We start from the raw sequence: 11,097 nt of genomic DNA on the forward strand, positions 1-11,097 counted from the left end.
TATGGTGCAACAACGATATATGGGATCAAGCACATTTCATTTTCTCAATGATGTACGTTTACAATCAAGTGCCGCAGTAGTAGGACCTAAAGAGGGATCAGGTCTCCTAGGCAAGGAATTTGACCTGATTCACAATGATTTATATGCCGGACAAGAGACGTGGGAAAAAGCAGAGCGGAAAATATTAGAGGATGCCGTAAATACAGCGATTGAGAAGGCGGGTCTGAGTACAAAGCAAATCGGAGCGTATCTCGCAGGAGACTTATTGAATCAAAATATTACTGCTTCCTTTTCGGCTCAGACGACACAAATTCCCTTTATGGGTGTGTACGGGGCATGTTCGACTTCGATGTTATCTTTGCTTCTAGCAACCTCTTTAGTAGATGCAGGATTCGTACAGTACGCAGTAGCTGGGGTAAGTAGCCATAATTGTACAGCAGAGAAACAGTATCGTTTCCCAACGGAGTTTGGTGGTCAGAAGCCAGATACGGCTCAGTGGACGGTAACCGGTGCTGGAGCAGGAGTGGTGGGGATCGGAGGAAATGGTCCTTGTATCACACATGCTACAGTAGGTAAGGTAATGGACTTGGGTGTGAAGAATCCGTTTGATATGGGATCAGCCATGGCTCCAGCCGCCGCCGATACCATTGCGACTCACTTTCGAGATACGGGAAGAAAACCAAGTGATTACGACCTCATCGTAACAGGCGATTTGGCCTCTGTGGGCCATCCGATTGCTAGGGAATTACTGATGAATGAAGGATATCAAATGGGTGAACGATTTCAGGATTGTGGCATGATGATTTACAGCGAGGAACAAGAGCAGTTTTCCGGAGCAAGTGGATGTGCCTCCAGCGCTTGTGTAACTTACGGACACCTCATGAAAGAGATGGACAGGGGCAACCTCCACCGCATCCTAGTAGTAGCCACTGGTGCTCTATTATCACCTATCTCGTATCAACAAGGAGAGCCGATTCCTTGTGTGGCTCATGCTGTTGCGTTTGAATCGGATACACTACGTTTTTAATAGGTCTGTTCATTAAGTAGTGATGATCAATAGATGAATCAAGCTAATTTGATGCTTTTTTGAGTCAATAGCTTAGATTTATAGGAAAGTAAACGATAAAAGGGATGTACTAGGGGCAATGTGTCTGATCTCAGCGATGTTAGTGAGCCTGCTTAGCGAAGAAGGATGGAGCGGACTTTGCTTTTCACATCTTCGTGGCTCACTATTTGAGCTGTGATCAGATACATGCCCCGGGTATATCCAATAACTCTGTTTTTTAAATTTTTAATATACATAACTATCTATTACAAACCCCTACAGGAAATCGCCCCTTCATCACGAACATATCTCTTAACCAAGTACATCACAACTCAGACTTGAAGGAGAATAACCGATGAACGCGATTTTATCCTATTTACCGCAAATGGAAGAAAAGCGAATTCAACAAATCTGGGTTGAAGCGACTGACCAATGTCACATTACAGACTCTGGTGCGTTTCCACCTCAACTAGTCTACCAAGTTGCCAATGGATACGAAGTGAACGGTCTGCAGGGTGCCTTAGAGAGAGTGATCCCGCAGCAAGAATCATTTCGTATCCATTGCTGTGGAGTGGGGATGACGGAAGTAAGAAGCCCTCGCTTTTACATTCCCATCGTAAAGAGCTACCCCCTTATACAACTTCAGCAAGCGATTTGGGAGGAGACGAGATCGATTCGCATGGGGATCTGTCCTACATACCAACCTGATGAATGGATCCCGCGCATCTATTTCCCATTTGTTCAGGTGACCCCAGATCAAGCATCTAGTCTGTACAAAAAGTTAAAACAGATGCTCACACAAGACCATATTTCCATTCAACAAGTATCTTGGGTCTCTTCTAGAGACAGGGGAACAGGGCAGAAGAGACATTTTTCATTTTCATCATAAAGGAACCAAGGTACAGCTTCATCCCTTCTAGTTTAAACCCTCACAACTTTCTAATCATACTCATAAATATACAGTGTTACGATTCACTAATACGTTTGCACAAGTGAGGGGAGGAAGCCATGTCTAAGTCATGTAATTGCAAGCGGGACCAATGTGAGTGTTGTAAGCGCCTTGAGCGGCAAATAGAACGTTTGCGTCGTAGGCTCAACAATCGTCGTCTAGGGCCACCAGGACCACCGGGACCACAAGGGCCTGCAGGACCAGTAGGGCCACAAGGACCAGTAGGCCCTACTGGATCAGGGGGAGGGGTAGTAGTAGGATAAGCAGACAGTAAAATGCTCTCTCTGAGTACACTAAGCATGAAATAGTAGAAGAACCCGATTTTTCACTATACTAAGTGTAAAGTCAGGTTCTTCTACTATTTCATGCTTAATGCACGAGAGGCATTTTTTATTTTTATCATAAAATGAGGTTTCACATTGAGGATGTGAGGTAGTATACTAATAACAAAGTGATATCACTTTGATACCAAATTTGAAATGAGTGATGAGAATGGAGCGGATGAAAGAGCAACAGGTTTGGCATAAAAATGGCTTCCTTGCTATGGCGATTCAAGTGCTTTTATTGTTTGTGGGTGCAGTGGTGCTAAGCAATTCGGATGATGGAGTTCAGGTGCTAGGCATTATTGTATTTGTTATGGGTCTCCTGCTATCTGGTGGGTACGTCGTGATCCAGCCAAATGAATCGCGTGTATTTACGTTTGTTGGTAAGTATATAGGTGAGCTACGAGAAGAAGGTTTCCATTTCGTAAACCCATTCTCTCAACGTACAAAAATTAGCTTACGGGTACGAAATTTTCATACTGATCGCATAAAAGTGAATGATGCGGACGGGAACCCAATTGAGGTTGCGGCTGTGATCGTCTGGAGAGTAAAGAATCCAACTCAATCGACGTTTCATGTGGATGACTATAAAAAGTTTGCCGATATTCAGAGCGAAACGGCTCTTCGCTCTCTAGCAAGTCATTTTCCCTACGATGCTCCACAAGAAGGATTGTCCTTACGTGGGAATCCAACTGAAATTATGAACACGTTTGAGAAAGAGCTTCATGAGCGTTTAGAGATCGCTGGAATCGAAGTAATAGAGGCTAGAATTAGCCACCTCGCCTATGCGCCTGAGATTGCGCAAGTGATGTTGCGTAGACAGCAAGCTTCCGCTGTCATCGCCGCTCGTAGGCAAATTGTAGAAGGGGCTATGGGCATGGTGGAGACGGTATTAGCTAAATTAGAAAGACAGGGCTTTGAACTAGATGATGAGAAGAAGGCAGCGATGGTGAATAATTTACTCGTTGCCCTTGTCTCAGAAGGCAATGTAAGCCCTGTGATTAATACGGGTACCCTTTATCAATAATGAGCTCGAAAAAGAAATTTTTACTTCGTCTGGATCCAGATCTCTATCAAGACCTTGAAAAATGGGCCGCGGATGAATTTCGGAGTGTGAACGCTCAAATCGAATTCATCCTTCGCTCGTCTGTTTCAAAACATCGGAATCTGAGGCAATCAAAGGATAAAAAAAAGACAGAAGGGAATCTCGAAGATCCCCTGTAGAGTAAGTATATTTTTATAGAAGTCCAAGCCATAACACCTCTTTCTTCATATCTAGGAGAAAGAGGTGATTTTTTATGGGAAGTCATCAAGGGGGGCAACGTTTTACCTTTCTGTATCAACATGGATCCAGAGTAGAGCGTCTCTTAGAGCTAGGATGTCAGGTAGAGTATGTCGGACGCTACACACCGTTCATGACAGCAACTGTGTCATCTTGGAAACAAATGAAACAAATAGAGAGGGACTCAGAATTAGTTCATGTAGAGTCGGACAGATCCCTTCAGCTCTTTCCATATGAATTACAGAAAGTGTATCCGAAGAAGCGCTCTGTAAAAACAAAACAAAAAGGTGAAGTATTACCTTGGAATATTCGTAGAGTCTTGCGAGGGCAAAATCGAGCTTTTACGGGAAAAGGTGTTAAAGTTGGAATTATTGATACCGGAATTGATTTTAGTCACCCTGATCTCAGCCCAAACATCCAAGGTGGAGTGAATATTATTGAACCAGGAAAACCACCTCATGATTTAAATGGCCATGGAACACATGTATCGGGAGTGATTGGGGCAGCGATCAATCAGTATGGCATTATCGGGGTGGCTCCGGAGGTTTCTCTTTATGCGATTAAGGTGTTAAATAAAAAAGGTGTAGGGTCTCTATCCGATCTCGTGCGCGGGATTGAATGGGGAATTGCCAATAATATGGATATCTTAAATATTAGTATTAGTGGTGGTAAGGTGAGTCCGATGGTATTAGAAAAAGCGATTCAAACCGCTACGCGCAGAGGGATTTTCGTTGTGGCGGCTGCTGGAAATGCAGGACAGCTATCAGGAAGAGGGGATACGGTAGAAGTCCCTGCGAGAGTGCCGAATGCGATTGCAGTGGCGGCGCTTAGTAAAAGTAATAAACGAGCCTCTTTTTCGGCGACAGGCTCTACGGTAGATGTGGCCGCTCCAGGAGTGAAAGTGGTTAGCACATATCCGGGTATGAAGTATGCATCTTTAAGTGGGACCTCGATGGCAGCCGCTCATGTATCGGGAGTGTTGGCGTTATTTAAGCAGAAGCATCCAAAAGTGGGTCATGCAGCGATTCTGAAGCGATTATTTGCTTCAACCAAAGTGCTTCATTCATCCGGACGAAATTCATTGACTGGGCATGGTTTGGTGCAATTTTAATCATAAAAAACACGCTTTTCTCAGGAGGAAAGGCGTGTTTTTTTATTTTTATGTATGTAGGAGTGTATCGTCGTAATCCTGTAATGGATCTGCTTTATCGGGTTTCCGAACGAGTAAACGGGTGATGCTTCGAGAGTCCATCTCTTGTACGGTAAAAGTAAAATCTAGATAATGAACGGAAACTCCGACTTTGGGTAGAGCTTGTAGTTGAGAGAAAACCCAACCACCAATGGTGTCATTGTTTTCATCTTCAATTTCAATGTTAAAGTATTCGTTTACCTCTTCGATTAGCAATCTCGCATCAATCGAGGTTCCGCTAGATTTCTCTTGGAAGAAAGGACGCTCATCGTCGAACTCATCTTGGATTTCCCCGACGATTTCTTCAATGATATCTTCTAAGGTTACGATTCCAGAAGTACCGCCATATTCGTCGATTACAATGGCCATTTCGGTTCTGTTTTTTTGGAGGGTCCGTAAAATATCTTTGATCTCCATCGTCTCAGGAACTTGGACAGATGGACGAGCAATTTCAATTAAATTGGGAGTACCGCCCTCAATCAGGCATTCATAAAGGTCCCTGATATGTATTACACCTAGAATTTCATCTTTATCTTTTCCACATAGCGGGAAACGTGTAAATTGACTTTTTTTCGCAACGTCTATGTTTTCTTCTATCGAGTCCGTCGCATAAAGACATACCATATTGATCCGGGGAACCATTACCTCACGGCCTACCCGGTCGGCGAATTCAAAGATGTTATCGAATAGAGAAAGCTCTGTTTGATCAATGATTCCACTCTTGTGGCTTTGTTCGACCAGCATGCGGATCTCTTCTTCTGTATGGGCGGCTTGGTGCTCTGCGTCTATGCCGACTCCTAGCCACTGTAAGAGTTTATTTGCTGAAGAGTTAAGCAACCAGATGGGAGCACGGAAGAGCATAAAGAACCAGTGCAGGGGCCTGGATATGACAAGTGTAACTCGTTCAGCTTGACGAATAGCCAGCGATTTGGGTGCCATTTCACCAATAACAATATGTAGAAACGTAATAATGGAAAATCCTATAGCAAACGAGATGATATGGACTACATTTTCGGGCAAATGAAAGTATTGAATGAGCGGTGTAATCAGTCTTGCAACAAACGGTTCACCCACCCAACCAAGTCCTAGTGATGCCAGAGTAATTCCAAGTTGTGTAGCGGATAGATATGCATCTAGATTAGCAATTAGTTTTTGTGCTGCTAGAGCGCGGAAATTGCCTTCTTCGGTTAATTGAGCGATCCGTGTGGAGCGCACCTTTACTAAGGCAAACTCTGAAGCTACGAAAAAACCATTTAGAAGCACAAGAAATACAACTAATCCAAAATTCCAAAACGTACTTACCAGATCGCTATCCAACGATTGAGACCCCCTATGTGTAGAAAATGTTACCTATTTTGAACAACATTATACCTTAGGAACTGCCTTGTTATAAAGGAATATTAGTCCTTGGAAAATTGTATGACAGTCAACTGCTGATTAATTGGACGAAGAGGGTGGCCAAACCAAAATAAATCATCAGCGAGACGACATCGTTAATCGTAGTAATGAGGGGCCCGGATGCAACGGTCGGATCGATCTTAAAAGCTTGTAGGACCATCGGGATCATCGTCCCGACAATTGTTCCGATAATGAGAGTGAAAAATAGGCAGACCGCCACTAAAATCCCGAGACGCCCATCATAAGAAAGGCTGATAAAACCTAAAATAAACAAGCTACAAAAAAGCCCAATCAGCATGGCAATGGTACTTTCTTGGCGTAGTAGTTTTCCGTAATTCTCTTTCGTTAATTCTCCATTTGAGATAAAGCGAATTACGGTTGCCAAGGATTGCGTAGCTGCGTTCCCTGTCATACCCGCGATCATCGGCATAAAGATTAATAAAATCGGTAGTTTTTGAGTGGTTGGTTTAAACAGATTTATCAGATTCGCTGTGATGAGTCCTATGAGAAGAAGTAAGATTAGCCAAGGAATCCGTTTGCGGACGGCTTGTATAGGAGAGATAAATAGACCTTGGTCTCCTCCGCCTCCAGAGAAGTTAGCAAAGTCTTCCTGTGCCTCCTCGATTAATACATCCATCACATCATCCACTGTCACAATCCCGCGTAAATAATGATTGTGATCCACGACGGGAACAGCCAGCAGGTCATATCTCGTAAAGACTTTCGCCACTTCTTCTTGATCCAAGTCCACAGGTACCGAAATAATTCGCTCATACATGATGTCATGGATCTTTACTTCAGGCTTTGCGATTAATAATTCTCGTAGGGAGACAACGCCTAGCAGGTGCCCAGAATCATCGACTACATAAAGATAATAGATGGTTTCAGCATCAGGAGCTTTTCGACGTAGTTGATCGATCGCTTCGGAAGCGGTGATCTCGCTCATAATATGAACGTACTCTGTCGTCATTAGTCCGCCTGCTGTATCTTCCGGATAATGAAGAAGGTCACGAACATTTTCTGCTTCTGGTTGGTCTAATTTGGTCAGAATCGTTTCTGCTTCTTTCTGACTAATCTCTCCGAGAAAATCGGCGAGGTCATCAGAAGAGATTTCGCGAAAGATCTCCGACTTTAGCGCAGCTGGAACCAGACTCATAAATTGCTTTTTTTGATCGAGGTGCTCCATCTCTTCAAACAGGTGAGCCGTCTTGGAGATCGATAAGTAGGAGAGCAACTCTTTCTGCTGTTCTTCATCGATAAAGAAGAAAAATTGACGTAGATCGTAGGGTGGAAGTTCTTCTAGTATTTCTCGAATGGCATCAGGGTCATTCATTTCTAATTTAGACCGTAATTCAGCTAATTCTGTAAGAGAGATCATGTTTCTCTCCTTTCTGACTGAACCACTACGTGGGTGTTAGCATACAATAGACCATCTAAGTTGGCGTAAGCGGAGGGAAGTACATGGAAAAATCGACCATGCATGATGAAATCCATACAAACCTTGTCTCGATCCAATCATGGATGCAATTTCGAAGCCAATATCTCTATAATTGGCGTCCATCCCAGTTTGGTTCACCTGTTAGTATGCACCGAAGCGGGGAACGTTATCATAGCTTGTGGGAATCACCTGAATCACCACAGTCCCCTTGGATTGACGTGAAAGACGAGTAAGATGAATGAGAAGAATGCTTCTTACAAAAGAGGCATACATAGTAGGGGAAGCAGTTTTGCTTCCACCCTTCCTTACCATTTCCCTCCAGATCAATCCTTGGAGGGATTTTTTCGTACATCTTCCAGAACAAAGGTGGGGAAAAGTTTGTTAAAATATATAGGGAGGGTGAGATCGGAATGAAAACGATTGATATGACGGAATTACTATCAGATGCCTATGATTTGGCTGATGAAATTAATAAATCGCATGAAGTACAAAGCTACCTTAGTAGTCAAGCGGAGTTACAAGAGGATGTCGAGGCTCAGAAATTAATCAGTGAGTTTCAAAAGAAAAAAGAGTTATACGAAGAAACAAAGAGATTTGGTATTTTTCACCCAAATTATCATGAAGCCAAGCAAGAGATAGAAGTAGTACAGGCACAATTACGAAACAATGCGGCTATTCGCCAGTTCCTTGAGGCAGAGGAGAGATTGGATCAACTCTTATACCAAATCTCGTCTACGATTGCAAAGTCAGTCTCACACCAAATTCATATTCCGATTCCCGATTCAAGCGCACCACGGAAACAGAGAAAAGGAATGTGTCAATCGTAAGATGTACTGTTACTTAAGTGGAGCGTAAACGGACACAATCGGGGCATCCGTTGCCGCAGCAAAAACTTTTTTCCATGGGCGCGACAAATTGGGCACGATATACATAGGCATGTGTTGAGGATCGGATAAAAAGGAATGTGAAGTTCCAGATGGTTCCCAGAATCAGTTCTTGAGCTATGTCACGCAACTCATTTTCAAAAGACTCTCTTGCCGCATAGTGCTCTTTATTTGCATATAGGAAAGCGACTCCGGCATAGGGACGCATGGTTAGTGCTAGGTCGGTATGCTTTTTTTGGTTCATTTGTTCTTGTAGTTTTTGATAGAGTGGGTTTCTCAATCCAGTTCTCCTTCTTTCTGTAGAGTTGAATGAAGTATCTTCACATGGTACGATAAAGGTAGTTCTCCCCCCGTTTCCTAACCAAATATGAAAGGAAAGCTACGGGATATCGTAGTGGTACCTTGTTATGAATATGGTCGAACGTTTAGGGCTCGTAGTGTGGGTGAAAGATCTAAAATCAGCTAAATCCCTTTCACGTATGGGGAACATTCATTATATCTCCAAACGATTTAAGTATGTGATTCTATATATTGATCGAAAATCAGCAGATCAATGGATAAAGCGAATTGAACGCCTTCCGTATGTAGTGCGAGTTGAACGTTCTTATCGGAGCAGCATTTCACTTGATTTTGGAAAAAAAGTAGATCTTCCTACGACCTAACGAATTTTGTACAAACAATAATCAGATCTGTCGCTATCATTCTAGTGGCGGATCTTTTTTAGTTCCCGTACAATTAGAATAGAAAACTTTATATAAGAAAGGATGTCGTGTTTTGAATAACTTTTTACAAGATATCAAGCAAAAAATAGGAAAAGGTGTCGAACATGTTAGTAAATCTTCTCAGAGAATGCTTGAGATGAATCGCCTAAACCAAAAATTGACTGGAAAGAAACAGGAACTCAGTCAACTGATGAGTCAACTTGGACAAGTCACCCTTCAGCAGTGGGAACAAACTCAAACGATCCAGATGAATCCAGAACTAGAAGCTCAGTTTCAGATAGCAGCTACCATGAAAGAGGAAATCCAATCAATTGAGAAGATGATCCAATCACTAAAAGAAGAGACAAAGCAAACCGAAACGAACTATTTCCAAAATAAACCGAATCAAGCACCACAAGCAGGCCAAATGCCAATCGCACCGATGTCGATGGCTGTCGTTTATATTTGTCCTTCTTGCGCCCATCAAATACCCAATCAATCGAATCAATGTTCTACTTGTGGTCAAAGATTTCATTAGAAAAATAAATAATTGTAATAGTGTTAAATATTTCCTTTTTTTATGTAGTCATTTTTGCTACAATATGGAGGAAACTTGTAGAAAAAACGGAAATGAATATGAGACATGTCTTCCTTCTAGTTGAATATGGAGAAAGGGGTGCTTGACATTGAATCATCGTTCTGTCGCAATTACGATTACCAGCGGAAAAGGTGGGGTAGGAAAATCAACTACTGTGGCCTCCGCTGGCTTAGGGTTGGCTCAGTTAGGCTACCGGGTTTGTTTGGTGGATACGGATATTGGCCTTCGTAAGTTAGATCTGATGCTAGGGTTAGAGAACCGGATTGTGTATGACTTGGTAGATGTTGTAGAAGGACAATGTAAGATCAGACAAGCCTTAGTACGCCATAAGGAGTACCCAGAGTTGGCGTTGTTACCAGCGGCCCAAACTCGTTATAAAGAAGAAGTCGTTCCACAACAGATGGAGCAGTTGATTCATGAGCTTCGAAAAGAATTTGATTATATTTTAATTGATTCACCAGCAGGAATTGAAGGTGGATTCCGTAACGCCATCGTGGCTGCTGATCGTGCTATTATTGTTGTAAATCCAGAAATCCCATCTGTACGGGATTCTGACCGGGTTATTGGGCTTTTGGAATCAGCCAATATTGGACAGATTGACCTCATTATTAATCGTGTCCAAGCGGAGATGATAAAGGACGGAGATATGCTTAGTGTAGAACGAGTCCAAAACCATTTAGCCATCAATTTACTAGGAATCGTACCAGAAGACAAACGGATTATTCGTTCTTCCAATACAGGGGAGCCGGTCATTTTAGATGATAAATCAATGGCTGGAAAAGCATATGCCAACATTGCTCGTCGTCTATCTGGTCATGACGTTCCATTCCTAGAGTTAGAGTCGGATACGTTGATCTCAAAAATCAAACGCTTGTTTCATATAGCATAGGAGGCGAGAGTGGAATATGACATTTTTAAATATGTTTGGTAGTAAAGAAGAGCCGACCGCTACCAAGGCAGATGATCGTTTATCCTTAGTTTTAAGCTACCAGCGTTCTGATATAGATGAGAGAAAGCTAAAGTTCTTTCAAGCACGATTGATTGAACTTTGTGACGAATTTGACTTTGATGTTGTGGGACAAGTTACTATCATTCCTCAATCCAAAGAACGAACTACGATTATTAATGCCAGTATTCCCGTTCGCAAAAAAGAAAATGGGTAAAAAGCACGATCCATTGGGTTCGTGCTTTTTTATCGTGCGCCCGGCATGGGCGTAGTCTATAGGGTGAAAGTCCCGAATGGTGAAGGTAGCAGTAGCCATTAGCTTAAGGCAAGGGTGTCCACCGTGA

General features: G+C 42.7%; 14 protein-coding genes. 11 read left to right on the top strand and 3 right to left on the bottom strand.

What is annotated here, in order from left to right; all coding sequences use genetic code 11:
• Nucleotides 1-19: 19 nt before the first annotated feature.
• The 5 genes from spoVAD to EDD57_RS10945 all read left to right on the top strand — a co-directional run bounded on the left by spoVAD (nucleotide 20) and on the right by EDD57_RS10945 (nucleotide 4,710).
• Nucleotides 20-1,027, top strand: coding sequence for a stage V sporulation protein AD (gene spoVAD, locus EDD57_RS10920; RefSeq protein WP_243649522.1), 1,008 nt, complete (start codon nucleotides 20-22; stop codon nucleotides 1,025-1,027).
• Nucleotides 1,028-1,400: 373 nt separating this feature from the next.
• Nucleotides 1,401-1,934 (top strand): 2'-5' RNA ligase family protein, encoded by a 534-nt coding sequence (locus EDD57_RS10925; protein ID WP_131849480.1) that lies wholly within the window; start codon nucleotides 1,401-1,403, stop codon nucleotides 1,932-1,934.
• Nucleotides 1,935-2,053: 119 nt separating this feature from the next.
• Complete coding sequence (locus EDD57_RS14635) at nucleotides 2,054-2,257, top strand: hypothetical protein (protein ID WP_207896822.1); 204 nt, start codon at nucleotides 2,054-2,056, stop codon at nucleotides 2,255-2,257.
• A gap of 229 nt (nucleotides 2,258-2,486) precedes the next feature.
• On the top strand, nucleotides 2,487-3,344 hold the full coding sequence (locus EDD57_RS10935; protein ID WP_131849481.1) for an SPFH domain-containing protein: 858 nt from the start codon (nucleotides 2,487-2,489) through the stop codon (nucleotides 3,342-3,344).
• A 271-nt stretch (nucleotides 3,345-3,615) separates the two neighbouring features.
• Complete coding sequence (locus tag EDD57_RS10945; protein WP_131849483.1) at nucleotides 3,616-4,710, top strand: S8 family peptidase; 1,095 nt, start codon at nucleotides 3,616-3,618, stop codon at nucleotides 4,708-4,710.
• A 48-nt stretch (nucleotides 4,711-4,758) separates the two neighbouring features.
• Here the strand turns inward: EDD57_RS10945 and EDD57_RS10950 are convergent, their stop codons facing one another.
• Both EDD57_RS10950 and mgtE read right to left on the bottom strand, forming a co-directional pair.
• Nucleotides 4,759-6,105, bottom strand: a complete 1,347-nt coding sequence (locus EDD57_RS10950; RefSeq protein ID WP_131849484.1) for a hemolysin family protein — start codon at nucleotides 6,103-6,105, stop codon at nucleotides 4,759-4,761.
• Between the two features lie 109 nt (nucleotides 6,106-6,214).
• Complete coding sequence (gene mgtE, locus EDD57_RS10955; protein ID WP_131849485.1) at nucleotides 6,215-7,564, bottom strand: magnesium transporter; 1,350 nt, start codon at nucleotides 7,562-7,564, stop codon at nucleotides 6,215-6,217.
• 83 nt (nucleotides 7,565-7,647) lie between these two features.
• Between mgtE and EDD57_RS10960 the strand changes: the two genes are divergently transcribed.
• Both EDD57_RS10960 and EDD57_RS10965 read left to right on the top strand, forming a co-directional pair.
• The gene (locus EDD57_RS10960; RefSeq protein WP_131849486.1) at nucleotides 7,648-7,857 is read left to right on the top strand and encodes a hypothetical protein; all 210 of its coding nucleotides are present in this window, start codon (nucleotides 7,648-7,650) and stop codon (nucleotides 7,855-7,857) included.
• Nucleotides 7,858-8,034: 177 nt separating this feature from the next.
• Nucleotides 8,035-8,451 (top strand): YlbF/YmcA family competence regulator, encoded by a 417-nt coding sequence (locus EDD57_RS10965; protein ID WP_131849487.1) that lies wholly within the window; start codon nucleotides 8,035-8,037, stop codon nucleotides 8,449-8,451.
• A gap of 13 nt (nucleotides 8,452-8,464) precedes the next feature.
• Here EDD57_RS10965 and EDD57_RS10970 read toward each other — a convergent pair whose 3' ends face one another.
• Nucleotides 8,465-8,788 (bottom strand): hypothetical protein, encoded by a 324-nt coding sequence (locus EDD57_RS10970; protein WP_131849488.1) that lies wholly within the window; start codon nucleotides 8,786-8,788, stop codon nucleotides 8,465-8,467.
• A gap of 127 nt (nucleotides 8,789-8,915) precedes the next feature.
• Between EDD57_RS10970 and EDD57_RS10975 the strand changes: the two genes are divergently transcribed.
• The 4 genes from EDD57_RS10975 (at nucleotide 8,916) to EDD57_RS10990 (ending at nucleotide 10,970) form a co-directional block, all read left to right on the top strand.
• The gene (locus EDD57_RS10975; protein WP_131849489.1) at nucleotides 8,916-9,170 is read left to right on the top strand and encodes a YlbG family protein; all 255 of its coding nucleotides are present in this window, start codon (nucleotides 8,916-8,918) and stop codon (nucleotides 9,168-9,170) included.
• A gap of 112 nt (nucleotides 9,171-9,282) precedes the next feature.
• Complete coding sequence (locus EDD57_RS10980; protein ID WP_131849490.1) at nucleotides 9,283-9,747, top strand: zinc ribbon domain-containing protein; 465 nt, start codon at nucleotides 9,283-9,285, stop codon at nucleotides 9,745-9,747.
• Between the two features lie 148 nt (nucleotides 9,748-9,895).
• Nucleotides 9,896-10,696, top strand: a complete 801-nt coding sequence (minD, locus tag EDD57_RS10985) for a septum site-determining protein MinD (RefSeq protein WP_131849491.1) — start codon at nucleotides 9,896-9,898, stop codon at nucleotides 10,694-10,696.
• 16 nt (nucleotides 10,697-10,712) lie between these two features.
• Nucleotides 10,713-10,970, top strand: a complete 258-nt coding sequence (locus EDD57_RS10990) for a hypothetical protein (RefSeq protein WP_131849492.1) — start codon at nucleotides 10,713-10,715, stop codon at nucleotides 10,968-10,970.
• Nucleotides 10,971-11,097: the final 127 nt, after the last annotated feature.

The sequence above is a fragment of the Baia soyae genome, from assembly GCF_004341445.1.
In the GTDB taxonomy this organism is placed as follows: domain Bacteria; phylum Bacillota; class Bacilli; order Thermoactinomycetales; family Thermoactinomycetaceae; genus Baia; species Baia soyae.

What these genes read in the sequence shown, in the direction of transcription:
- spoVAD (WP_243649522.1), top strand. Translation starts at nt 20, where the DNA reads ATGGGATCAAGCACATTTCATTTTCTCAATGATGTACGTTTACAATCA.
- EDD57_RS10925 (WP_131849480.1), top strand. Translation starts at nt 1,401, where the DNA reads ATGAACGCGATTTTATCCTATTTACCGCAAATGGAAGAAAAGCGAATT.
- EDD57_RS14635 (WP_207896822.1), top strand. Translation starts at nt 2,054, where the DNA reads ATGTCTAAGTCATGTAATTGCAAGCGGGACCAATGTGAGTGTTGTAAG.
- EDD57_RS10935 (WP_131849481.1), top strand. Translation starts at nt 2,487, where the DNA reads ATGGAGCGGATGAAAGAGCAACAGGTTTGGCATAAAAATGGCTTCCTT.
- EDD57_RS10945 (WP_131849483.1), top strand. Translation starts at nt 3,616, where the DNA reads ATGGGAAGTCATCAAGGGGGGCAACGTTTTACCTTTCTGTATCAACAT.
- mgtE (WP_131849485.1), bottom strand. Translation starts at nt 7,564, where the DNA reads ATGATCTCTCTTACAGAATTAGCTGAATTACGGTCTAAATTAGAAATG.
- EDD57_RS10960 (WP_131849486.1), top strand. Translation starts at nt 7,648, where the DNA reads ATGGAAAAATCGACCATGCATGATGAAATCCATACAAACCTTGTCTCG.
- EDD57_RS10965 (WP_131849487.1), top strand. Translation starts at nt 8,035, where the DNA reads ATGAAAACGATTGATATGACGGAATTACTATCAGATGCCTATGATTTG.
- EDD57_RS10975 (WP_131849489.1), top strand. Translation starts at nt 8,916, where the DNA reads ATGAATATGGTCGAACGTTTAGGGCTCGTAGTGTGGGTGAAAGATCTA.
- EDD57_RS10990 (WP_131849492.1), top strand. Translation starts at nt 10,713, where the DNA reads ATGACATTTTTAAATATGTTTGGTAGTAAAGAAGAGCCGACCGCTACC.